Origin of the sequence: Streptomyces sp. PA03-6a, from assembly GCF_033792765.1 — a bacterium.
Lineage (GTDB): Bacteria > Actinomycetota > Actinomycetes > Streptomycetales > Streptomycetaceae > Actinacidiphila.
Genome location: NZ_JARAVK010000032.1, coordinates 24154 through 46019 on the forward strand (window position 1 = coordinate 24154; position 21866 = coordinate 46019).

The 21866-nt window shown below is 69.5% G+C and carries 22 protein-coding genes; 9 read left to right on the forward strand and 13 right to left on the reverse strand.

All coding sequences use genetic code 11. The annotated features are described in order from the left end of the window. Nucleotides 1-98: 98 nt before the first annotated feature. The gene (locus tag PV350_RS10865; protein WP_500333487.1) at nt 99-3197 is read left to right on the forward strand and encodes an ATP-binding protein; all 3099 of its coding nucleotides are present in this window, start codon (nt 99-101) and stop codon (nt 3195-3197) included. On the opposite strand, the gene PV350_RS10870 is transcribed toward PV350_RS10865, so the two are convergent. The 3 genes from PV350_RS10870 to PV350_RS10880 form a co-directional block, all read right to left on the reverse strand. Then, complete coding sequence (locus PV350_RS10870) at nt 3178-3969, reverse strand: ABC transporter permease (protein WP_499510132.1); 792 nt, start codon at nt 3967-3969, stop codon at nt 3178-3180. The two genes, PV350_RS10865 and PV350_RS10870, sit on opposite strands and share 20 nt — an antisense overlap. Beyond that, on the reverse strand, nt 3966-4934 hold the full coding sequence (locus PV350_RS10875) for an ATP-binding cassette domain-containing protein (protein ID WP_499510133.1): 969 nt from the start codon (nt 4932-4934) through the stop codon (nt 3966-3968). Before PV350_RS10875 ends, PV350_RS10870 begins: the two co-directional genes overlap by 4 nt. A 272-nt stretch (nt 4935-5206) precedes the next feature. Then, nucleotides 5207-5674, reverse strand: a complete 468-nt coding sequence (locus PV350_RS10880; RefSeq protein ID WP_500333488.1) for a hypothetical protein — start codon at nt 5672-5674, stop codon at nt 5207-5209. 279 nt (nt 5675-5953) lie between these two features. Here PV350_RS10880 and PV350_RS10885 point away from each other — a divergent pair, with 279 nt between their 5' ends. Then, nucleotides 5954-6502, forward strand: a complete 549-nt coding sequence (locus tag PV350_RS10885) for a DUF4190 domain-containing protein (protein ID WP_500333489.1) — start codon at nt 5954-5956, stop codon at nt 6500-6502. Nucleotides 6503-6527: 25 nt separating this feature from the next. Further along, nucleotides 6528-8141 (forward strand): peptidoglycan-binding protein, encoded by a 1614-nt coding sequence (locus PV350_RS10890; protein WP_499510136.1) that lies wholly within the window; start codon nt 6528-6530, stop codon nt 8139-8141. Between the two features lie 121 nt (nt 8142-8262). On the opposite strand, the gene PV350_RS10895 is transcribed toward PV350_RS10890, so the two are convergent. Continuing rightward, nucleotides 8263-9135, reverse strand: a complete 873-nt coding sequence (locus PV350_RS10895; RefSeq protein WP_500333490.1) for a hypothetical protein — start codon at nt 9133-9135, stop codon at nt 8263-8265. 243 nt (nt 9136-9378) lie between these two features. Between PV350_RS10895 and PV350_RS10900 the strand changes: the two genes are divergently transcribed. Then, the gene (locus PV350_RS10900) at nt 9379-10053 is read left to right on the forward strand and encodes an SMI1/KNR4 family protein (protein WP_500333491.1); all 675 of its coding nucleotides are present in this window, start codon (nt 9379-9381) and stop codon (nt 10051-10053) included. 561 nt (nt 10054-10614) lie between these two features. On the opposite strand, the gene PV350_RS10905 is transcribed toward PV350_RS10900, so the two are convergent. After that, the gene (locus PV350_RS10905; RefSeq protein WP_499510140.1) at nt 10615-11133 is read right to left on the reverse strand and encodes a hypothetical protein; all 519 of its coding nucleotides are present in this window, start codon (nt 11131-11133) and stop codon (nt 10615-10617) included. Between the two features lie 282 nt (nt 11134-11415). Here PV350_RS10905 and PV350_RS10910 point away from each other — a divergent pair, with 282 nt between their 5' ends. Beyond that, entirely contained in the window at nt 11416-11625 is a 210-nt protein-coding gene (locus PV350_RS10910; RefSeq protein ID WP_499510141.1) for a hypothetical protein, read from the forward strand. Between the two features lie 197 nt (nt 11626-11822). Here the strand turns inward: PV350_RS10910 and PV350_RS10915 are convergent, their stop codons facing one another. Next, on the reverse strand, nt 11823-12692 hold the full coding sequence (locus PV350_RS10915; RefSeq protein ID WP_500333492.1) for an aminoglycoside phosphotransferase family protein: 870 nt from the start codon (nt 12690-12692) through the stop codon (nt 11823-11825). A gap of 240 nt (nt 12693-12932) precedes the next feature. Here PV350_RS10915 and PV350_RS10920 point away from each other — a divergent pair, with 240 nt between their 5' ends. Then, nucleotides 12933-13400 carry a DUF5994 family protein gene (locus PV350_RS10920; RefSeq protein WP_499510143.1) on the forward strand — a complete coding sequence of 156 codons (468 nt, stop codon included), beginning with the start codon at nt 12933-12935 and terminating at the stop codon, nt 13398-13400. 428 nt (nt 13401-13828) lie between these two features. Here the strand turns inward: PV350_RS10920 and PV350_RS10925 are convergent, their stop codons facing one another. From PV350_RS10925 to PV350_RS10935, 3 genes are all read right to left on the reverse strand, one after another. Beyond that, nucleotides 13829-14743 carry an ice-binding family protein gene (locus PV350_RS10925; protein WP_500333493.1) on the reverse strand — a complete coding sequence of 305 codons (915 nt, stop codon included), beginning with the start codon at nt 14741-14743 and terminating at the stop codon, nt 13829-13831. Nucleotides 14744-14884: 141 nt separating this feature from the next. After that, nucleotides 14885-15382 (reverse strand): Ku protein, encoded by a 498-nt coding sequence (locus PV350_RS10930; protein WP_500333494.1) that lies wholly within the window; start codon nt 15380-15382, stop codon nt 14885-14887. A 129-nt stretch (nt 15383-15511) separates the two neighbouring features. After that, a complete protein-coding gene (locus tag PV350_RS10935) occupies nt 15512-15937 on the reverse strand; it encodes a hypothetical protein (RefSeq protein WP_500333495.1) in 426 nt (141 codons plus the stop codon). 34 nt (nt 15938-15971) lie between these two features. On the opposite strand from PV350_RS10935, the gene PV350_RS10940 reads away from it, so the two are divergent. After that, nucleotides 15972-16394: a hypothetical protein gene (locus PV350_RS10940; RefSeq protein ID WP_499510148.1), complete on the forward strand. Its 423-nt coding sequence runs from the start codon at nt 15972-15974 to the stop codon at nt 16392-16394. 331 nt (nt 16395-16725) lie between these two features. On the opposite strand, the gene PV350_RS10945 is transcribed toward PV350_RS10940, so the two are convergent. From PV350_RS10945 to PV350_RS10955, 3 genes are all read right to left on the reverse strand, one after another. Then, nucleotides 16726-16974 carry a DUF1707 SHOCT-like domain-containing protein gene (locus PV350_RS10945; RefSeq protein ID WP_500333496.1) on the reverse strand — a complete coding sequence of 83 codons (249 nt, stop codon included), beginning with the start codon at nt 16972-16974 and terminating at the stop codon, nt 16726-16728. 119 nt (nt 16975-17093) lie between these two features. After that, nucleotides 17094-18254, reverse strand: coding sequence for an NADAR family protein (locus PV350_RS10950; protein WP_500333497.1), 1161 nt, complete (start codon nt 18252-18254; stop codon nt 17094-17096). A gap of 465 nt (nt 18255-18719) precedes the next feature. Then, nucleotides 18720-19127 carry a DUF6416 domain-containing protein gene (locus tag PV350_RS10955; protein WP_499510152.1) on the reverse strand — a complete coding sequence of 136 codons (408 nt, stop codon included), beginning with the start codon at nt 19125-19127 and terminating at the stop codon, nt 18720-18722. A gap of 231 nt (nt 19128-19358) precedes the next feature. Here PV350_RS10955 and PV350_RS10960 point away from each other — a divergent pair, with 231 nt between their 5' ends. Beyond that, entirely contained in the window at nt 19359-19706 is a 348-nt protein-coding gene (locus tag PV350_RS10960; protein WP_500333498.1) for a hypothetical protein, read from the forward strand. Nucleotides 19707-19877: 171 nt separating this feature from the next. On the opposite strand, the gene PV350_RS10965 is transcribed toward PV350_RS10960, so the two are convergent. Continuing rightward, complete coding sequence (locus PV350_RS10965; protein WP_500333499.1) at nt 19878-20762, reverse strand: GNAT family N-acetyltransferase; 885 nt, start codon at nt 20760-20762, stop codon at nt 19878-19880. 177 nt (nt 20763-20939) lie between these two features. On the opposite strand from PV350_RS10965, the gene PV350_RS10970 reads away from it, so the two are divergent. Beyond that, entirely contained in the window at nt 20940-21836 is an 897-nt protein-coding gene (locus tag PV350_RS10970) for an aminoglycoside phosphotransferase family protein (RefSeq protein WP_500333500.1), read from the forward strand. Nucleotides 21837-21866: the final 30 nt, after the last annotated feature.

A 21866-nucleotide genomic window follows, 5' to 3' on the forward strand; every position in this document is an offset into this window, starting at 1 on the left:
CGGCTCGTCGCCGGCGAGCGAGAGCGCGTGGCCGCCGCAGCCCCACTCCCCCAGCCCTGAACAGCCGCCCGGGCAAGCGCTGTCGATAACCTGACCGAGTGACGACCGACCTGACTCTCCTGTCGCGCGTGGCCTACCGCGGCCAGGAGATCACCGCGCCCCGGCTGCGCGGGCTGCTCGCGCTGCTCGCGAGCGAGCTGCGCTCCGGATGCAGCACCGCACGGCTGGTGGACGGGCTGTGGCAGGACGAACTGCCGGCCAATCCCGCCAACGCGCTGCGGATCCTCGTCTCCCGGACCCGCTCCCAGCTCGGCGCCGACGTCGTCGTCAGCACCCCCACCGGCTACCGGCTCGCGCTGGCCGAGGAGCAGGTCGACGCTTCGGCGGTGGTCCGGTGTGCCGAGGCGAGCGCCCGGCACACCCGGGCCGGGGATCACGCGGCCGCCCTGGCCAGTGCCGAGGAGGGCCTCGCCTTCTGGGACTCCTCCCCCGACACGGACGCCACAACGGGGGACCCCGTCGCGGAGCTGCGCGCCGAGCGGGCGCCGCTCCACGACTCCCTCATACGCTCCCGCGCGCTCGCCCTCGCCCGGCTGGGACGACGGGCCGAGGCCATGGGGCCGCTGACCGAGGTCTTCGCCCGGACCCCCCGGGACGAGGAAGTACTGGCCGAACTGCTGCGCGCCGAGGCGGCCACGGCCGGGCCGTCGGCGGCGCTCGCCCGCTACGACACGTACCGGCGTGAACTCCGCGACGACCTCGGCACCGACCCGGGCCCCGGTCTCAAGGCAGCGCACCGGCAGCTGCTGCAGGTCGAGGCACCCACGGTCCGGTACGGGGTGCCGCACGATCCGAATCCGCTCCTGGGTCGGGACGAGGATCTCGCGGCCGTGGCCGGGCTGCTGCACTCCTCACGGCTGGCCTCGATCGTCGGCCCCGGCGGGCTGGGCAAGACACGCCTCGCGCACGCCGTCAGCCGCCAGGCGGAACAGCGGACGGTGCACTTCATCTCGCTCGCCGGAGTCAGCACGGACCACGACGTGGCAGGCGAGGTGGCGTCGGCGCTTGGCGGCGGGTCGGACGCGCCCGCCAAAATCGTCGCCGCACTCGGCACCGACCCCACACTCCTCGTGCTGGACAACTGCGAGCAGGTCGTCGAGGGCACCGCCGACCTGGTGCGCGAGCTGGTGGCCTTGTCCAAGGACCTGCGGGTGCTGGTCACCAGCAGGGCACCGCTCGGGCTGAGCTCAGAAGCGGTCTACCAGCTGCCGCAACTGAGCCTGGCGACCTCCATCGAGCTCTTCGAACAGCGCGCCCGGGCCGCACGCCACCACGTCGAACTCCCGCCCACCGACGTGGCGGAACTGTGCCGCCACCTGGACGGGCTGCCGCTCGCCGTGGAGCTGGCCGCGGCACGGGTGCGGGTACTGACCGTCCCCGAAATAGCCCGCCGCCTCGGTGACCGGTTCGCGCTGCTGCGCGGCGGGAGCCGGGACGCACCCGAACGCCACCGCACCCTGCACGCCGTCGTCGAGTGGAGCTGGAACCTCCTGGAGGAAGACGCCCGGGCGGCGCTGCGGGCACTGTCCGTCTTCCCCGGCGGCTTCACCGAAGAAGCGGCGGAGCACCTTCTCGGTGACGACGGCGACGCGCCGTACCTGCTGGAGCAACTGGTCGACCAGTCGCTGCTGAAAGCCGCTGACACCGCGGCCGGAATCCGTTTCCACATGCTGGAGACGGTGCGGGAGTTCAGCGCCGCCCGACGCGCGACGGCCGGGGAGGAACAGGCGGTCACCGACCGGTTCCTGGACTGGGCACGGAACTTCGGACTCACCAACCACGACGCCTTGTTCAGCCTCGAGCCGCTACGGCACTGGGCGCGGCTGCGCACCGAGCAGGACAACCTCGTGCTCGCCCTGCGCCTCGCCCTCGCCCGCGAGGACCACGCCACCACCGCGGCGGCCGGCGCGGTGCTGGCCGGCGTCTGGCTCACCGACTCCGCGAGCTTCCACCGGGTCCTCACCCTGGCGACCGACACCGCGGCGCCCCTGTCCCACTACCGCCCCGACGCCCGGCACACCGACGTCACCCGCACCCTCTGCGCCATCTGCACCGCCGCCCCCTTCATCGGGTACGGCCCGCCCAGGACACGCCACCTGGTCACCCTGCGCCGACTGCCGCCCGCGAAGCCCGACACCCTGCTGCGCGCACTGGCCGTCGTACTGAGCGCCGTCCCGGACATGCGGCCGCCCGGCTACGAGTCCCTGCAGGAACTGTGCGCGAGCGACGCACCCCTGCTCGCGGGCATCGCCGAATGCGTGGCCAGCTACCTCTGGGAGTACGAACACGAGCCGGAACGCGCGCTGTCCTCGGCTCGCCGCATGCTCGCCATGGTCGACGCCGTACCCAACCCGACCCTCAAGCTGCTCGGCCACTCCCGCAGCAGCGAACTGTGCGCCGACGCGGGCCTCGGCGACGAGGCGTACCAGCACCTCCTCGCCGCGCTGGACACCCTGACGCACCTCAGCGACCAATCCCCCACCACGGGCCTGCGCCGCGGTCTCGTCCTCGCCTGCCTGCAGCGCGGCAATCCGGACGAAGCCGAGCAGTGGCTACGGCGCGTCGAGCAGAGCCAGCCGGACGAGCAGACCTCGGACTTCACCACCGACCAGGCCGCCTGGGCCGAGATCGCGCTCGCCCGCGGCCTCACCGAACTCGGCCTCAAGCAATGGCGAACGGCCGTCGAGCGGATACGCGCCAGCGATTCACCCCCCGCCGATCCCGCCGTGGACGCCTGGGCACAGGCGATCGAAGCCCACGCGGTGGCCGCCCACGCGTACGCAGGACGGCTGGAACCGGTCGCCGGACTCGTGGCCGAACTGGAGGACCGGCTGCTCACGCTGCTCGCCGACGGCTCCCGCCCGCCCGGTGAGGTCCTCACCTACGGCACCCGCGTCCTGGCCCTCGGTCTGGCACGGCTCGCCAAGGGCGACCGGTCCGCGGTACGCCTGCTGGCCCTGGCGGAACGACTGCACGTCTCACAGGTCTTCCAGCCCACGATGTCCCTCGACCGCGCCCGGCAGGCCGCCGAAGACGCCGACGGGGCGGCGTACGCCGACGCGGTGTCGGAGTACGCCGCCCTGAAGCGGGACGGGCTGCGGGAGGCGGCCCGCACGCTCATTTCGGATCGCGGTTGAACTGCGCCATCGACCAGCGGTGGCCGAGCACCGTCAGACCGACGCACCACGCGACCGCGATCCACCCGTTGCTGCCGATCTCCGTGCCGAGCAGCAGGCCGCGCAGGGTCTCGATCGCCGGGGTGAACGGCTGGTACTCGGCGATCGGCTGGAACCAGCCCGGCATCGTGTCCGCCGGGATGAACGCGCTCGAAATGAGCGGGAGGAGGATCAACGGCTGCGCGCTGTTGGCGGCCGCCTCGGCGTTCGGGCTCGCCATGCCGATACCGACCGCGATCCACGTGAACGCCAGCGAGAACATCACCAGCAGCCCGAACGCCGCCAGCCATTCCAAGGCCGAGGCGTCCGTGGACCGGAAGCCGATGGCCACGGCGATGACACCGACCAGGACCACGCTGGCGATGCACTGCAGCACGCTGCCCACCACGTGCCCGATGATCACGGAGCCGCGGTGGATCGCCATCGTACGGAAGCGGGCGATGAGACCCTCGCTCATGTCCATGGAGATGTACACCGCCGCCCCGATGACGGTGCTGCCGATCGTCATCATCACGATGCCCGGCACGATGTAGGCGATGTACTCGGAGCGATCGGCGCCGCCGCCACCGATGCCCGCGCTCATCACGTCGCCGAAGATGTACACGAACAACAGCAGCAGCATGATCGGCGCGAGCAGCAGGTTCAGGGTGGCGGACGGGTAGCGCCGCGCGTGCAGCAGATTGCGGCGCAGCATCGTGTTCGAGTCGCGGACCGCGAGGGAAAAGGCGCTCATCGGACGTTCTCCTTGGACTGGTTGGGGACGGTGGCGGGGGCGGTGAGGGCGAAGAACACGTCGTCGAGGTCCGGGGTGTGCACGGTCAGCTCGTCCGCCTCGACGCCGGCCGTGTCCAGCCAGTCGAGGATGGAGCGCAGCTCGCGCTGGCTGCCGCCGCTGGGGATCTGCAGGGTCAGCGCCTCGTCGTCCCGGGTGACCTCGCGCAGCTGGTCGGCGGCGGACCGGTACGCGTCCGGGTCGGTGAAGCGGAGCCGCACGTGCCCGCCCGGGATGAGCCGCTTCAGCTCCTCCGCGGTGCCCTCGGCGGCGATCTTCCCGTCGTTCAGCACCGCGATCCGGTCGGCGAGCTCGTCGGCCTCCTCCAGGTACTGGGTGGTGAGGAGGACGGTGACGCCGCTGGAGACCAGCTCGCGGATGATCTGCCACATGGTGTGGCGGCTGCGCGGGTCGAGGCCGGTCGTCGGCTCGTCGAGGAAGATGATCCGCGGGTTCCCGACCAGGGTCATGGCGATGTCCAGGCGCCGCTTCATACCACCGGAGTAGGTGGAGGCGGGCTTCTTCGCGGCCTCGACCAGATCGAAGCGCTCCAGCAACTCGGCGGCGACCCGCCGCCCTTCACGCTTGGACAGGTGGTGCAGGTCCGCCATCAGGAGCATGTTCTCCTCGCCGGTGATCAGACCGTCGACGGCGGAGAACTGCCCCGTGACGCCGATCCCGGCACGTACCGCCTGCGGGTCGGCGGCGATGTCGTGCCCACCGACGCGGACCTCGCCGGCGTCGGCGGTGATGAGGGTGGAGAGGATCTTGACGACGGTGGTCTTGCCGGCGCCGTTCGGGCCCAGGAGGGCGAAGACCGTGCCCGCGGGCACGTGCAGATCGATGCCGTCGAGGACCAGCTTGTCCCCGAAGGACTTCCGCAGCCCCGTGGCTGCGATGGCGGATGCGTCGGTCGTTGTCATCATGCGACGGAGTCTGCGGGGCGCCGCGTTCAACGACCTTTCAGCGCGGTTTCACCAGCCCCCGCGAGCGGCAACGCGGTGAAATGCGCTGGTCAGCGCAGCGACTGCGTCAGGTGAGGGCCCCGCCGGGGAGCCCCGCCGGCTCGGGACAGCGCACCGGCGCAAGAGTGGGGCCAGAACGCCTCGAAGAACTGCGTAAGGCCCCCATCAGCATCGATGGGGGCCCGTACGCAACCGGTGCACGTCAGGAGTTCCGGTCAACTCGTCCAACTGGTTCACGCCGCAGCGTCGAAGGCAGCCCGCAACCCGACGCCGCCGGCGGTTCGCGGCCGCGGGACGCGCTCCGCGAACACCGACAGGCGCAGCACGCGGTAGCGGGCGATCCCGACGAGCGCGGTGGCCGACAGGTACACCGTCTGCTGCAGGACGAGCCCGGCGCCGGGGCGGAGCGCGGTCAGTGCGCCGACTGCGGCCGACGTGACCAGCCAGCCGGCGGCGACGGTGGCCGCGCTCTTCACGTGGCCTGCCAGGCCGGGCCGCCCCTGGCCGAACGAGACCCGGGCGTGCAGTTCGGTGGCGACCACGGTCGAGGCGAGGGTGGTCAGTACGTTCGCCGCCATCCACGGGATCCACTGCGAGAGCAGCACCAAGGCCGCCGAGGCCGCCAGGGTGACCCCGCAGCCCAGCCCTGCGAAGCGCACGAACGCCGCCGCGTGACGGCGGATCAGTCGCAGGCCGTTCATGGTGGTCCCCTCCCCGGTCGCTACCCCTCGCGGGGCCGTCGTCGTCATGCCGCAGAGCGTGGCCGACCCGCCGTTCACCGCCGTTTCACGGCGTTTTCAGGGGCGCCGACGGCAGTGAAACCGGTACGGCGACACGCGGCCCGTCGCGGCCACAGGCAGTGGGTCGGCATGCCCGGCGATGCGCAACGCGCACCGGTGGGGGCGGGGCAGTATCGGGTTCCAAATGCCGGATATATTCGCACGGCCGTTCGCCCGACCCTCCATGAGGAGCGCTGTTCCGTGGACTCGCAGCACCCGTCGTACCCGTCGTCGCTCACCCCGACGCCCGTGCCATCGCAGCCTTCGCGGCCATCGCTCAACAAACTCGCGGTCGTGGCCCTGGTGTTCGGGCTGCTGGTCTTCGTGCCGGTGGTCGGCATGGTGGTGGGGGCCATCGCTCTGACACAGATCAAGGACACGCGCGAGCGGGGCAAGGGCCTGGCCGTCACCGGACTGGTCCTCTCGGCCTTGAGTACGGCGGTCATCGCCGTCGTCCTGGCCGGCAGCGCGTTCACCGCGTTCGTGACGGGCGTCGACGAGGGCGTCAAGGAACGGTCGCGGAGGCGTCGGACGCGTCGGGGAACACCGAGGCGTGATCAGCCCGGGCTCGTAGGCGAGGGCGGGGCGGAGCGCGGCCGGCCCCTTCGACGCCAGGAGGCGGTGCCTCCCTCCCGGACACGGCGGCGGAATCCGGCCAGTTGTTCGAAACGGATTGCCCGCACGGGCACCAGCTGTCACCGTCGTGCGCGGCCGCCCGGCGGCCACTCGACCCGGTCGCTCGTCAGATGATCCGTCGAAGGAGTCCTCCGCAGTCATGAGAAGCCTCTTACACCTCCCTGCCCCGGGCGCCGGACCCGGCTGGCGCGCCCGGATCGTGAGCCTCGCGGCCACCGCGGCGATCCTCGTGGCGGCCACCCTGATGGGCGCCGGCCCGGCGATGGCCGCGCCGGCGCCCATCAAACTCACCTCAGCCTCCTGCCCGACCGATATCGTCCAGGGCCAGGTGAGCGGTTGCGTCACCGAACTGCAGAACCTGCTCAACGCCCACGGGGCGGGCCTCACGGTGGACGGCGACTTCGGGCCTAACACGCTCTACGCGGTCCGTGAGTTCCAGGCCGCCACCGCGATCGCCGTGGACGGCCGGGTGGGCCCCCAGACCAAGAGCAAGCTGTACGCCACCGGGGGCACGGCGCCCGCTCCGGTCAACCTCACGTCCTCCTCGTGCCCGGCGAACATCGTGCAGGGCAGCAAGAGCGGCTGCGTCACCGAACTCCAGCGCCTGCTCCGCCACTTCGGCTACGCGGTGAGCGTGGACGGCGACTTCGGGCCGGAGACGTACAGCGCGGTCCGCAGCTTCCAGTCCTCGCACGGCCTGTCGGTCGACGGCGAGGTCGGCCCGAACACCAAGCGGGAACTGTACGACACCGACGAGGCGCCGTCGACCGGCCTGGACCTGCGGTCCTCCTCGTGCCCGTCCGTCATCCTGGAGGGCCAGACCGGCGGCTGCGTCGCGACCCTGCAGGCGCTGCTCAACGGCAAGGGCCAGCACCTCGACGTCGACGGCGAGTTCGGTCCCCTGACCCTGACGGCCGTGAGGTCCTTCCAGTCCTCGCACGGCCTGTCGGTCGACGGCGAGGTCGGCCCGAACACCAAGAACGCCCTGTACTCCAACATCGGCGGTGGCGGCGGCAGCGGCGCCCCCGCGCCGATCAACCTGAACTCCGCCTCGTGCCCGACCGACATCGTCAAGGGCCAGCGCAGCGGCTGCGTCACCGAACTGCAGAGCCTGCTCAACCACCACGGCGCCGATCTCGCCGTCGACGGCGACTTCGGGCCGATGACCGACAGCGCGGTGCGGGACTTCCAGGCCGAGAAGGGGCTCGCGGTCGACGGCAGGGTGGGCCCGAACACCAAGGCCGCCCTGTACGGCGCGGTCACCCCGCCCACGTCGCCGCCGCCCGGCGGCGGCTACGCCAAGCTCCTCGAGGTCGCCGCCGCCGAGGTCGGCACGGTCGAGGGCAGCGCCCGGGCGAACAGCTACGGAGTGTCCGTGGGGCTCTCCCTGTCCACCAACAACTACGCCTGGTGCGCGACGTTCGTCAGCTGGGTGGCCAGGCAGACGGGTGCCACCTCCTACCGCAACAGCTACGTCTCCGGCTGGGTGAAGCAGGCCCGGGCCGGCAACTACCACCTGTCGGTGACGACCAACCCGCAGCCCGGCGACATCGTGGCCTTCGACTGGAACGGCGGGAGCAACTTCAACGACGGCCAGGAGCACATCGGCATCGTCCGGACGGTGAGCGGCGGTTCCTCCTTCACCACCGTCGAGGGCAACACCGGCAACCCGGGCGGCGGCAAGGACGGCGTCTACGTCAAGAACCGCGGCACGAACCTGGGGTACGACGTGGTCTTCATCCGGGTCCGCTGACCCAGGGCACGTACGGAAGCGGTGCCGCACCCGCGACCCCGACCCCGGGTGCGGCACCACTCCGCGTCGGGGTCGCGCTCGGCCCCGGTGGCGGGTTCGCCGTCGGAGGCGTGCTGGGGCGTCAGCTCGCGCCGGTGTCCCGAAACGCAAGAGGACTTGAGACAGCCTGGACACTCATCACGTACCACTGCCTGGGCGATGGTCCACGCAGGTACAAGTGCCGGCCTCGTCCGATGGGACGTGCGTATCGCTTGAGGGGCGAGCCGTTTGGAAGGGTGAGACAAGCCTCCTCGACCAGTAGGGCCTCGTGTTCTGTCATGCGGCAACGATGCAGGCGATCAGGCTGTCGACGGCCACCGAGCATGACGATCTGCTCTCCGTGGACGGCCAGGCCTGCGGGAGCGACCACGGGGGTCTTCCGCAGTCGAATCTCGCCGTTGGTCCGGGCCTCAAGCAACGGGAAGGTCGGGTAGTAACTGGCCCAAGCGACACCATCGTCAACGTTGAAGGCATAGACCGTATCGATGTGTTCGATGCCCTCCGGAGGCGTGTACCGCCACTCGTGGTTGCCTCCGCTGTCCCAGCGCACCAGGCCCGCGGAGCTGATGGGATCGTTGTAGACGCCTTCGTCGAAGTAGGCACTCCATATTCGGTGCCGCCGGTCTGCCATCACGTACTCGACAGCGCGCCCCATGGCGAAGCTGCGGCGGCGTCGCCCGTCCATGCCGTAGATCTGCGCGTTCCGATCCCCCGCGAGGCTGTGCCCTTGCACGACGACCCGGCCATTGGGCAGCGCGTCCACGTGGGTGACACGCAGGCTCATGTCGTGCAGAAGCTGTTCCCTGACTGCGCCGCCGTTGTTGATGACCAGAAGCGCTTCGTACGGACGGGTACGGGGCTGAGGAGAGCGCCCGCCGTACGGACTTGGACGGAGTTCCGCATCGGGGCAGATCAACCAGAGGGCTCGGCCCCAGGCGTCCACTGTGGTCGCCAAGACGTTTCGGTGGTTGTACTGCCGAGGCAACAGTGCGTGGGGACGCAGTGCCACCTTCCTCAAGAAATCACCTCACGGGCAAATGAACAGGACCGCACAGCCGGACGCCCGCGCGCTGACCGACATCCTGCGTACCGACATCAGCACCCGCCGCCCCCTGCCCGCAGACAGCGAGCTCACCCACCCCGGCTGCCGGTACATGCCAGCCCGAGTATGGGCGGCGGCCCGATAACGTCGGGTGCTATGACCGACTGGACTGGGGTACGCGAGCGGGTTCTGGCTCTGGCCGCGATGCCTGGCAGTGACAAGGTGTTCGGAGCCATGGGGCACGGCTTTGCGCTGGATGTACCTCTCTCGGCCACCGAGGTGACCGAGCTCGAAGCGTGGTTGGATGTTGAGCTTCCCGAGGACTATCGCTCGTTCCTGATGCACGTCGGAGCGGGCGGAGCCGGCCCGGCTTACGGCGTATTTCCGGTGCGGCGCGGGGACTCCGGCGGCTGGCGTTGGGTCGGCGACGTCCCTGAGGAGGTCGAGCCGGGCATGCTCGCTGAGCAGTTTCCGGGAGGGGCGGATCCGGTGGCAGCAGCAAGGATCCTGGCTGAGCAGCCGTTCAGGGAGGAGTTCGACGACCTCGCCGATCTCGACGCAGCCCTTGAGGTGTGGGAGGAGCGTCTGGCCGAGGTGCAGTACAACCCGCGCTTCACTGCCGGGGCGCTCTGCCTGTGTGACGAGGGCTGCGGGCTGATGGTCTGGCTGGTCGTCACGGGCTCGGAGCGCGGACGAATGTGGCGTGACCCGCGCAGCGACGGCACGGACCTGCATCCGATGCGCGGCGCCGACGGCTCTCCGCTGGACTTCGCTGCTTGGTACCTGGGTTGGCTCACTGCCGCCGAGGCTGTATGCGGCCTGGACCGATAGGAAGGAATCCGCTGTCGATCTCGGTCGGCGTGACTCTGTGTCTGTCGCCCGGTTGGATCGTCCGCTGGCCGTGCGTGCGTGGAGACAGGACTCCTGCACAGCTCGTGGGTGTTCGCGTCACGAGCCGTTCCGCCGCAGGCCGCAGCACCGCATGCATTGCATCGGGACGAAGACGAAGATGCCACTCGCCAAGGGTGTCGACGTGACCAGCGATGCTCCCGTCTGCGGAGGATTGGCGCTATCCAAGCGGGAGGGCGACGGCCGGCCGGTCAGCCGGTGGCTGTGGAGGTTTGTCACGGCACCGGTCGACGAGGTGCCGCCGGTGTATCCGCCGTAAGAACGAGGGGGAATGCCGCGACGCAGACGGCGCAGCCGGGTCAGCAGGGTCGCCGCGGCAACCCGGTAGCCGACGTTCGCGGCGGACCCGGTCGTGATCGTGACCGCGCTACCGGAGTCAGGGCAGGGATTCCTGGCGCTTGCCCAGCTCACAGAAATCCTGCTCGGGGAGTCGTCCCGTTGCGGACCTAGAATCACGGGTCGCAGGGACCGCAGTGTCCGCCGTCACGATGGGTTCGCCGGGAGGAGGGCAGGGAGGTTGGGCCACCATGAGGGGTGTGCTCGCACCACATCGCACAGCACCGGGCTACTTTCCAGAGTCCCTCGGCAAAATTCTTCCCAGGGCTCGGTGCTGGTGCTGTCGGGGATCTTCTGGTGGACGTGTATGCCGCTACTCATGACGTCAGCGAGCAGTTCGGCGATGGTGACGATCGCGTCGCGCTCATCCGATTGCTCGGGCAGTGGCTTGCTGTCGTAGAAGTGCCCGCGTGAGCCGATCCGTTCGAGCATCAGGATGTGCACCTCACGCAGCGACCGGAGCACCATGTCATTGGCCGAGACGGCAGCCACCGCATTGCTGATCCTGGTTTGCTCTGTGGCCGCCCGGGTCTGCTCGGCGGCGGCCCGGGTCTGTTCGGCTGCTGCCTTCGTCTGTTTGGCCAGGTAGAAAACGGACCACGCGGACATAATGAGCGCCAGTGCGGCCACGAAGGAGCCCACCGCTTCAGCCGATATCTCACCCATGACGCTCCCGTGCTCCCCTCGGCAGTGGCGGGACTGTACCGCAGCAGACCTCGGTCGCGGGCAGGGAATCTCCTTGAACACCCTTATATCTCCGAGCAGTTCAAGGTCCCTCTTCTGCCGGTCAACCGGCGCGACCGTCCCTCTACGCCTGCCCGTCAGGCATCATCCTGAGCATGACAGGAGTGAAGCAAGATCAGCTGTCACGTCAATGGGACGAGTTCAGGAGCTTGCGGTTTCCTCCGGGCTTCATCCGTCGCGAGCCCGAGGGGGAGTGCATTGGCGATGATGGACACGATGCTCGCCGGCTGCGTCTCCGTAGTGATGAAGCGTCCCCTGGACGAATGGCGCCGCGAGGTCCTGCAACGGCGCATCGCGGTCCTGAGGAGGATCCTCCCGCCCATCGATGATGACGAGTACGCGACCAGATACTTCACCCACGTGCTTCAGACGGCCGTGCTGACAGCCGAACTCGACGACGCTCGGTGCCACTAGCATCGCCAGCGCGTGCCACAACCGTGCCACATCGTGCGGACAACCACGGTCAACGACGGTTCCTCGCAGTCGCGCTGCACCGCCGACATGGCGACTCTGCAAGGTAGCCCCGACCAGCACATTCTCCGAAAGCCTCACCACCAGGCCTACAAGGCAGTGGTTCCCAAGAATCGCAGCCGCCGTCGATCGGCCGTGCCTCACAGCTCCGCGAGGACCTCCGCGACGGCGCGGCGTCCCAGTTCCGCCATGGCGGGGTTGGTGACGCGGTAATAGTCGATGCAGCCCACGAAGGTGAGTGCCCAGCCCCGGCCGCGGGCCCAGGTCGCGTCGTCGAAGCCGACCGCGTCGCGGAAGGCCGGCCGTGTCCGCGCGGAGAGCAGGGTCCACGCCGGGATGGCGTCGCACGCCGGGTCGCCCGTACCGGCGGTGCCGAAGTCGATCACGGCACGGAGCCTGCCGGCGTCGACCAAGATATTGCCGGGGATGAGATCGCCGTGCGCCCAGCGGGGCGGGCCGTCCCATTTTGGCTGGGCGAGGGCGTCCTCCCAGGCGGCAAGGACGGCTCGTGCGTCGATGACGTCCGCCGCCTTCGCGGTCGTCTCCCGGACGAAGGGGTCCCAGGCCCGCAGCGGCCCGCCGCGGTAGCCCGTCGGCGCGCCGCTGGTGTCGGCCGTACGCAGCGCCGCGACGAACTCGCCGAGGTCCACGGCGAATCCGAGTTCGTCGCGGGTCTCCTCCCCCGGGTGCGTCCCGTCGATCCAGCGGCCGACCGCCCAGCGGAACGGATATCCCTCCCCCGGCTGTCCCTGGGCGATCGGTTCGGGTACGGCGATGGGCAGGACGGGAGCGAGCCGCGGCAGCCAGTCGTGCTCGAACCCGACCTGCCCGACGGCGCCCTCGATCCGGGGCAGGCGGACCGCCATCTCGTCCCCGAGCCGGTAGATGGCGTTGCTGGTGCCCGCCGAGGGCACCGCCTCGATTCGCAGGTCAGCCCATCGCGGGAACTGCCGTGCCAGCAGCCGGCGCACCAGCGCGGCGTCCGTCCGTATCTCGTTCGCGTGCATCATCACCCGGGATCGTAGCCCCGCCGCCGGCGGGGCTGCGCGGGACCCGGCGTCCTCGTACGGGGTTGTGGACATGCCTGTGGCCCACCACTGGAGCGGGCCCCAGATGCACTCATGGTTGCCGGATGCGGCAAGCACGGAAGGCTCCTCAGCGGAGTACGGTGGACGAACCGAAGGCATTCCGTACCCCGGCTTCCGTGCCGGCGTCGTTTTCGGCGAATGCCTAGCCGGGCCAGTGAACGCATGGGCTTGATCCTTGATCACACGACGCACGATGAATCCCTCGCGCCTGATGACGTACGACTCTCCCTGAAGCCGGTCACCGCCGCCCCGGGTCCCCTCGACGGAGCCTGGTGGCCCCGCTCACGCGATCTGGCGGCGGAACTCTCCGCACTTACGGCCACTCCGGACGCGCCATGGGGGCGGATCGCCCGTGTCGCCGTGAACCCGCACTTCTGGCCGGCCGTCCCCCGGAGGGTGGCCGTGGCCGGGCACGTGGTGCCCGTCGATTGGTTCACAGCGGACCAGGACCCTCGCAAGCTCCTGCTGCTCTCCCGCGACACCGGACGCTGGGACCTTCTGATCATTCCGCCGGAGACGGACTCCGACACCGCCGCCCGTTTGTTGTCCGCCGCGGCCGATCCCCGCATCACCGCCACCGCCGGCCGCTTGTTGGCAGTGGAGCGCTCACACGTGGCAGGAAGCATATGAGGGTCTCGGACGCCGCCGTCACCACTGCTCTCGCTGATGCCGCGAGCACCCTGAGAGCACTCATGAATCATCTGCGCGACACCCAGCACGGCGGAACACACGGTTACGGCCCGCGCCTCCCGGTCGGGACCGTACCGACCACACCGGCGACGCCGGCACCGCCTCTCGTCAGGCACGACCGCCGTGACCACCGCGACGGGGGCCGTGGGCGACTGCGCCCGTCCCAACGCCGCCGGTCCGGCCGAGCACGGGTGTGAGATGCATCGGCGTCGGCAAGTGCACGGCGGTCCGAGCTGATGCGGCGCTCCAGGTCGGCGGCGAAGGGCTGGTGGACGGCGCCGAAGCCGTAGATCCCCCAGGGGGCGCCCCTTGTTCGGGGCGCCCCCTGGAAGTCTTCCTTCCTCAAGGCGATGAGGATGGGGCTTCTCTCAGTCCTGGCAGGTCATTTGGAAGCTCCATGCCAACTCGTCGTCGTCCGGTTCCTTCCACGACGGCGGCTTGGCGTGGCAGTGGCTGCCGTGCTCATCATCGTCGTACTCGTCGCCGTCCTCGTGCTTGCCGTCGTGGTCGTACTTGCCGTCGTGGTCGCGGTGGTCATGAAGGCCCGGACCGCCGGGGAGGCCGGGGTAGCCGGGGAAGCCGCCGGGGTAGCCGGGGTAGCCGGGACCCCCGGGAGGACCTTCAGGACCGGCCGGGCCGGCGGGACCACTCGGACCGGCAGGACCGGACGGGCCAGCCGGGCCGGCAGGACCACCAGGTCCGGCGGGTCCAGCAGGACCGGCAGGACCGGCAGGACCGGCAGGACCGGACGGGCCAGTGTCACCAGGAGCACCAGAGGGACCGGCAGGACCCGAGGGACCGGCAGGACCGGAGGGGCCGGCAGGACCGGAGGGGCCGGCAGGGCCGGTCGGGCCGGTGTCACCGGGAGCACCAGAGGGACCGGCAGGACCGGACGGACCGGACGGACCGGACGGACCAGTGGGTCCAGTCGGGCCGGTGGGACCGGTGGGACCAGCCACACCGCAGGTCGGGACCGTGATGTTGTCCCTGATCAGGGTGACCTCGCCGTTTCGCGCCAGCAACCGGCCCGCGATCGCCGCGTCGGAGCCCACGGTGATGTCCGTCAGGGCCATGATGGTGCCCTTGAAGTCGGCATTGGTCCCGATGGTGGCGGAGCTGCCCACCTGCCAGAACACGTTGCAGGCCTGCGCTCCGTTGATGAGCCGGACGGTGCTCCCCACGTTCATGACCAGGGTGGAGCCGACCTGGAAGATGAAGACGGCGTTGGGGTCGCCCTGTGCGTCGAGAGTGACCGTCCCGTTGACGGCGAGATCCAGCGCCATCCCGGCGCGGACTGCGGTGCCCGCTAGCGTTTGCCCGCCTGCCGGATGCTCTCGTCCAGCGCCGCCATCAGATCCACGGTCGGTACCCGGTCTTTCGGCTCCTGCAGCCCCGCGCCGGTCATCTTCGCGACCACCAATTGCTCAAGCGCCGCCGCGTGATTCGTGTAGCTCTCCGATATTGACCCCTGCGAGCTGGCCCATCAGCAGTTCTGCGAGCTCCAGCTCCCGCTCGGTCACCGGCGCCGCCAGGGACAGGTCATCTGGTTCGCGGATCTCCTCCGGCCACAGCAGCGCTCCGACCCAATAGGGACGGGAGTAGAGCACCGGATCGACATCGCGCTCGTCGACGAAGCCGAGGACGTCGACGGTGCGCTTGATCGGAAGGGGGAGCGCGGCCAGGTCCTCATCGAGGAGCACGACGGTGCGTCCGTCGGAGCGCTCCCAGCCGCACGCGATCCCCGACTGCGGAACCTCCACGTCCTCGTGCTCACAGACCCTCCGGTGCCGGATGCGGGCTCCGTCGCTCGCGTGGACCTGGTGGAATCCGGTGTCGTGCTCCAGTCCAGATCGCGTGCATGCCGACAGCGTGAGTGACGGGGCAGTTCGATGCCCGGTGGGATACTCCGGCACAGTGATCACGACGTGCCCGCGAGCCTGGCTGTGGCCGGGTCTCCAGCGCTCTGGAGCCCGTTCCGGCGCATCCTGATACGGCGGGCCCGTCGGCCTCCGCCCTGGCTGACGGGCCCGCTCACTCTCCTCAGCCCTTGATCAGCGGACGAGGCGGATGGCATCCGGGTTCCACCAGTAGGTGTGCCAGTACACGACAGGGAAGCCGTCGCCCTCCAGGAACGCCACCTTCACCTGGACCGCGTGCCGCCCGTCCCGGTACCGGATCTTGTGCCAGACCACGCCGTCATGCCACTGGCCGCCCACGCGGACCTGAACCCGCGGCTGCAGTCCCGGCTCGAGGCTCTCGTACTTCGGGATCCGGTCCGGCGGGACGTCGCCCCGGCGGATGCGGACCACGTCCCCGTCGAGGAGCTGCTTCGGCAGCGCAGGCCACAGCAGCACGTGCACGGCCACCCTGCCGTCGGGGGGCTCGCGGCGCTCGGTCACCGCACCGCGGTACAGGCGGCCGTCGAGCTGGAAGCCCACGCCCTGCCGGCGGTACTCCGGGACGGGCTCGACGTACACGGGAGGTTCCGCGTACCGGGCACAATACGGCTCCGTGAGCCTCCACTACGAAGTCGTCTTCGCCTGCCTCCTCCGCGACGACACGCCTGATGCGGTCCTGGACGCCCTGCGATGGCACCTCGGCCTGACCCCTGAACGCCCGGCAGGACTCGACGGGGAGGAGCACACATATCCACTGCTCTCCTCGGATCCGGACAGCCGCCTGCCCGGAGGTGATTTCGCGTCCCTACGGCGCCAGTCCTGGGGCTTCACGGCCAGTGGTGAGCGCCACGTCTGGGGGCTGTTCAGCCGCAACCTCTGGCTCGACGACATGATGGCTGACCTCGTCCCCATCCTGGACCTGCTCGCACCTCACGTCGAAGAACCTGGCTACGGCGGGCACTTCCGCGAGGAATTCGACGCCGCGCCGACCGTCTTCACTTTCCACGCGGGCACCCACGGGCCGCTGAAGCTCTGACGCCACCCCCATCGGACAAGCAGCACCGCCGACCGTCCTGTTCGCAGTTGCGCGCTGTTGTCGGCGTACAGGTTGGCGTACGCCCGCTCGTCCCGCACCCTGACAGTTGGATCGGCGTACCGCACTGAAGTACAGCAACCACAGCGACCAATCCCGTCCTTTGGCGTCCTCCTAGAGCAGCAGCACCGCCGGAATGACCGTCCGCGACCGATCTACATGGAGCTACGGATCGAGGGGCGTCGTTGCAGCTACGAGTCGTGTCGGCGGGCAGGACTGCGGGTGATGAGCCAGTAGGCGAGGGCCGCCGGTGGGCAGAAGCACAGCAGTAGGATCAGTACCTTTGAGTCCGTTCGGCCGAAGCCCGGCCGGATGCCTTCACCTCCGCCGGTAGATCGGCGGTGATGGCGCCGAGTTGCGCGGCGGTGGCTGCCTGGTAGGCGTCGGCCACGCGTTCTTCAAGCTCGGACAGGGTCAGTCGGCCGGCCGCGTAGTGGTCTTTCAGCCGCTCCACGGCATCATCGCGCTCCGGGTCCGAGATTTTGAGCGCAGGCCGGTCTTGAGATTCTTCAGCGTGGGTCATCTTGGCCTCCAGGCGATGGCGCGTTGCCGGATGGACGATCGTGCAGGTCGATCACCGCGACGACGACTCGGGTCCAGACGCCGGGTGCGTCGTGGTTTCCGAACCGAGAGGCAAGCTCATCAATGTGTCCGCGTAGCTCGGCAAGTGCCTCGTCGGTAAGCCGCAGGGCACCGCGATGGAGGTCGACCTCCCTCCGCCGGCCAACTTGTCTGGCCTGGCATGCGGCGTTGATGTCGGCGACCTCGGCCGGCGTTGTCACCCCAGAAGGCCGAGTCCGCATCGCTGTAGATCAAGGTGGCGTCCCTCGTTGCCAGCAGGATCTCGGCCAGCTCGGGATGCTGGTCGTACTTGGTGCGCAGCAGGCCGGTCATGACGGCGGTGCGTGCATGTTCCCAGCCCTTGCGGCGTGGTGTCCCGGTCGCGAGCTTGCGTGCTGTCGCGGCGGTGTCCGCTGTCGTGATCGCGGCGCGAACCTCTGGATCAGAGACCGACAGGGCCCAGTAGGCGTGGGCGACCGAGGGGTAGCTGACCTTCCCGACGGTGATCGGGGCGGGATAGTCGTTGCGCAGGCCGACCTGGCCGGGGTCGGTCATCGGCTTGTTCGGATACGAGTGGTACAGATGCACCGCCGGAGCGTGCGGAGCGGTCGGTCCGTCTGCTGGGATGCGGGTGTGCCGCTCGGCGATCCGGCGGGCCCGGTCCTCGAAGTACGCGAGGGCACTGTCGTAGGCGTCCTGTGTGACCGGCGGGTCGATCGGCACGTAGGTCTCACCTCCGGGCCCCGCCACCAGCACGCGCAGCGGCCAGTCCTTGCTGTCCATGTCGCCCAGCGCGTAGCGGCGCTGTGAGATGGGGATGGCCAGGAACGCGGTGCGGGCCGCGGCCCGGTTTGCCTCTGTCCTATCGGCGAGGAAAGTGTCGACGGCGGCCAGACAGCGGCCGGTCGAGTCAGGCCGTCCGTTCAGCTTGTCGATGGTGTCGCGGATTTCGGCGACCAGCAGGTCAGGGGTGAGCCAATTTCGGGGCTCGCTGAACTTCCAGGACGCCAGCTCGTGCGCGGATGCCTGAGCACCCTCCGGGAGGCTCGTGGCCACCCAGCCGGTCCGGAGCTTCTCCTCGAACTCCTCGATGGTGTTCAGGCCCCAGCAGTCGATGAGTCCGTCGGCATAGATGAAGAGGTCGGTCAGGAAGTACTGGCCGTTGCGGACGAAGGCGTGCCGCCAGGTTCCGGGTATGCGGACGCCGTCCGCGGTGCGATACGTGATCCGGTTGCCGATCATCTGGTGATTGTGTCGGAGCCGCACCGGCTGATCGAGCCAGAGCTAGGGATCAGAAGGTCTCTGACATCGACTGCTGCGACTTTAAGCCTGCTCGCCGTTGCCGTGGACTGGCACTTCGCTCCGCCGACGACCCAAGGCGCCGCTGCCATGCTGGCGTGCCACTTCCGTGCCGCATTGGGCGGTCGGTCACGGCCAACGACGGTGCGCATCGGTCGCGGTTACCCACCCACCTGGGTACTCCCCATCTGCCCTGAGGTCTGCGCGTCTTCCCGAAGTCCACCACCAGGTTTACAGCGCAGTCGTCCCTGACGCGCGAGCGCCCTCCCGGGCCGTCCTGGGGCCGTGGAAGGGCGCTCAGTGATGACCAACGCTGACGAGTGTCAACAGTTCAGCAGCAGGTCAGGACGCTCATCATTCGGACAGCCGCAGGTCGCGGCCGCCTGTGGTCAGTTGCGGCTGTGCAGATCACGCGGCGTTGAGCTGAGCGGCCAGGAACACCGCTGCCACCGAGGGGCGGACCGCGTACGTTGCGCCCGCGCTCCCCTCAGGAGCCTCCCACCAGTAGAACGGAAGCCGCCGCCCACTGTTGCTGTGTCCCTTGCTCATCCCGGACAGCACCCCTGCCACGCGTCGCGCCGGATCACTCTCGTTCGGCCCGCCCAGGGCCTGGTCCACCAACTCCGTGCAGTGGATCATCCGGCCTGGGTTGCACAGCAGGTGCTGGAGCACCCGCCGGGCCTGCGGCGCGAGTTCGGCCAAGAACATCGCGGCGCGCTCCAAGTCCTCCGGACCCCATTCCGAGGCTCCGTAGTGCCCCTCTTCACCAGAGTGCTTGGCCCATCGTGGATCAGCGTCGGTCAGATACGCCGTCATGTCCGCCCCCAACAGTTCACCCCTCACGTGTGTGCCGTTCGCACCGTGCAGATCCGCCAGGACACTGCGTGTCGCATCCGTGTCGAAGTTCTACCGGCAAGCAGCTCAGCTGAGGAAGAACCACAGATCAAGGAGAACGGGACGCGGCCCCAGAGCCCCTTCTTAACAACTGGTCCAGCGGCCCGGGAAGGCCGACGCTACGGTGTCGGAGGCCGGCAGTAGTCTCCGCGCATGGCAACCAGACCGTCCACGACATGGCGCGACGAGGTCGCGCGAAGCGACTCCACGGAGCTCTACTCCCCCGGCATGCTGCAGGCCACCGACGCCGCGCTGGCCTCATTTGAGGAAGAGGCACGTGCTCTCGGCAGCGCATCCGACGAGCCCGTACTTGCCGCCGTGGAGCGCGTCGTGCAGCAACTGAACGTCCTCGATGAGAAGCACGGGGCGTACTGCACCATCGAGCGAGAGGACCTCTGCGAGTACATCGATGACGTCCTCGTCGAGCAAGGTGTCGACGTCTCGGCGCTCCTGGCCCGCCAGGACATGGAGGAGTTGACCGAACGGTGGCGTGACTGGTGAGTCAGGCGACGGTGCAGCTTGGGTTGGCCGAACGTAAGGCGCTCAATCGGCCCGCCGCGGCCACCGGCGCCGGCGACGACGAGACCGAGCGAAAGTCGGTCCTCGGCAAGGTCTGACGCCGAACGAACTCAAGCGCCTGGGGCAGGGTAGGCGCCCCAAGTGCCTCCAACGTCACCCGAAGAATCCCGAGGGGATGTACGGCTCCGGTGGCCGCATTCCGCGGAGGCAGACCCAGCCGGAGGTGCTGAGTTCCAGTCCGGCGGTCAGCCCCACATCCACGGCCCACTGCTGCTCGGCCGTCACATTGGCGACCTTTGCCGGGGAACCCTCGGGCAGGCTCAGTAGTGCGGCCGTGAGCAGCCGGGTCGCCAGGCGGCGGGAGGTAGCGGCGAGCAGCCGTACGTTCCCGTATTTGTCGATGTAGCAGTAGCCGCTTCCGGCGAGGTCGTCCACGACCAACAGGGGGCACTCGGTGAGCAGTTGGTCGTGGTCGGGGCCGTGCGCGCCGCCCCGGGTGCGCCGGTCCACGGAGTCCATCAGGTCGCGGTGCTTGGCCGAGCCCTCGTGCACCGCCCCGTCCGGCGCCGGCAGGTCGCCCTTGCGGACGGCACCTTCCAGGCGCATCGCCGGGTGCAGCGCGAAGCCCGCCCGGCGGTAGACCGCCGCCGCCCGCGGGTCGGGGGAGCTGCAGATGATGCCGCGCAGGCAGCCGCGCCCGTACGCCAGGGCGGCGGCGAGCAGTTCGCGCCCGACCCCCTGCCGCTGCGCGGAGGGCAGCACGGCGAAGAGCGACAGCCCCCACGTCCCCTCGCGGCGCGTCGACATGGCGATCCCGAGCGGCATGCCGGAGGTCTCGTCCACGGCCAGCCAGCAGCCACCGGGGTCGGTACGCGCGACGTACCGGTTGCGCCGCCGCAGCAGAGCGCCCAGCTCGGGAGGCATCTCCTCGGGCGGGCCGCCACCGGGCAGGGCATCGGAGGCGCCGAACGCGGCGGCGGCCACGACCGCTATCGCCTCGGCGTCCTCGTCGGTGTCGCGCAAGGGGCGAAGGATCATGCGCCCATCCTGCCCCTACGGCAGGGCGAGCATCCGCTCCTGATCCGAAGAGCGCCTGGGGACCCGAAAATTTCAGTTGATCAGGACCCTGGCGCATGAATACTGGCTGTCGTCTCCGTTGATCCGGCCTGCTGGCGACGCGACGTTCGCATTGGACTGGGGAAAGGGCCTGCGAGAATGACCATGCACGATGACCAAGTGGATGTGACCACCGACATCGTTGCGGCCCTGATCCAGGAACAGTTCCCTCAGTGGAGCGGCAAGGCGATCCGGCTCCAGTCGTCGACCGGGACGGTCAACGCCATCTTCCGCATCGGGGACGACCTCTCCGCGCGTTTCCCGCTGCGTCTGACCGATGCCGCTGAGGCACTGGCGGTACTGGAACGGGAAGCCCAGGCGAGCGCGGAGCTGGCACAGGTGTCTCGGTTCCCCGTTCCGGAACCCGTCGCCCTGGGAAAGCCTGGAGCGGGTTGCCCCATGCCGTGGTCGGTCCAGACATGGCTGCCGGGAACAGTCGCCTTCGATGCCGACCCGAGTGGGTCGGACGCTTTCGCCGAGGACCTTGCGGCCTTCATCGCAGCCCTGCGGGGCGCCGAGACGCGAGGGCGGCGTTTCAGCGGCGAGAACCGTGGCGGCGTTCTCGCTGACCACGACGACTGGATGGCGAAGTGCTTCGAGGCGAGCAAGGGGCTGCTCGATGTGCCCCGGCTGCGCCGAGTGTGGCGCCAGCTCCGGGAGTTGCCACGCACGGCTGCCGATGTGATGAGCCATGGCGACCTGATTCCCGGCAACGTACTGGTCGCGGGAGACCGGCTCAGCGGCGTACTCGACACCGGTGGCTTCGGCCCGGCCGACCCGGCGCTGGATCTGGTCAGCGCCTGGCACCTGTTGCAACCGGGCCCACGGGAAGTGCTCCGGCGGACACTGGCCTGCGACGATCTGGAGTGGGAGCGCGGCAAGGCCTGGGCCTTCGAACAGGCGATGGGGCTTGTCTGGTACTACGTCGAGAGCAATCCGACGATGAGCAGAATGGGGCGCCGGACACTCGACCGCATCCTGGAGTCGACGAAGTGATGTCGCCCCGATCGTAGGCCGTACAAGGTG

What these genes read in the sequence shown, in the direction of transcription:
- PV350_RS10890 (WP_499510136.1), top strand. Translation starts at nt 6,528, where the DNA reads ATGAGAAGCCTCTTACACCTCCCTGCCCCGGGCGCCGGACCCGGCTGG.
- PV350_RS10960 (WP_500333498.1), top strand. Translation starts at nt 19,359, where the DNA reads ATGGCAACCAGACCGTCCACGACATGGCGCGACGAGGTCGCGCGAAGC.
- PV350_RS10920 (WP_499510143.1), top strand. Translation starts at nt 12,933, where the DNA reads ATGGGCTTGATCCTTGATCACACGACGCACGATGAATCCCTCGCGCCT.
- PV350_RS10880 (WP_500333488.1), bottom strand. Translation starts at nt 5,674, where the DNA reads ATGAACGGCCTGCGACTGATCCGCCGTCACGCGGCGGCGTTCGTGCGC.
- PV350_RS10915 (WP_500333492.1), bottom strand. Translation starts at nt 12,692, where the DNA reads ATGATGCACGCGAACGAGATACGGACGGACGCCGCGCTGGTGCGCCGG.
- PV350_RS10870 (WP_499510132.1), bottom strand. Translation starts at nt 3,969, where the DNA reads ATGAGCGCCTTTTCCCTCGCGGTCCGCGACTCGAACACGATGCTGCGC.
- PV350_RS10925 (WP_500333493.1), bottom strand. Translation starts at nt 14,743, where the DNA reads ATGGCGCTGGATCTCGCCGTCAACGGGACGGTCACTCTCGACGCACAG.
- PV350_RS10905 (WP_499510140.1), bottom strand. Translation starts at nt 11,133, where the DNA reads ATGGGTGAGATATCGGCTGAAGCGGTGGGCTCCTTCGTGGCCGCACTG.
- PV350_RS10970 (WP_500333500.1), top strand. Translation starts at nt 20,940, where the DNA reads ATGACCATGCACGATGACCAAGTGGATGTGACCACCGACATCGTTGCG.
- PV350_RS10965 (WP_500333499.1), bottom strand. Translation starts at nt 20,762, where the DNA reads ATGATCCTTCGCCCCTTGCGCGACACCGACGAGGACGCCGAGGCGATA.
- PV350_RS10875 (WP_499510133.1), bottom strand. Translation starts at nt 4,934, where the DNA reads ATGATGACAACGACCGACGCATCCGCCATCGCAGCCACGGGGCTGCGG.
- PV350_RS10950 (WP_500333497.1), bottom strand. Translation starts at nt 18,254, where the DNA reads ATGATCGGCAACCGGATCACGTATCGCACCGCGGACGGCGTCCGCATA.
- PV350_RS10945 (WP_500333496.1), bottom strand. Translation starts at nt 16,974, where the DNA reads ATGACCCACGCTGAAGAATCTCAAGACCGGCCTGCGCTCAAAATCTCG.
- PV350_RS10955 (WP_499510152.1), bottom strand. Translation starts at nt 19,127, where the DNA reads ATGACGGCGTATCTGACCGACGCTGATCCACGATGGGCCAAGCACTCT.
- PV350_RS10900 (WP_500333491.1), top strand. Translation starts at nt 9,379, where the DNA reads ATGACCGACTGGACTGGGGTACGCGAGCGGGTTCTGGCTCTGGCCGCG.
- PV350_RS10910 (WP_499510141.1), top strand. Translation starts at nt 11,416, where the DNA reads ATGATGGACACGATGCTCGCCGGCTGCGTCTCCGTAGTGATGAAGCGT.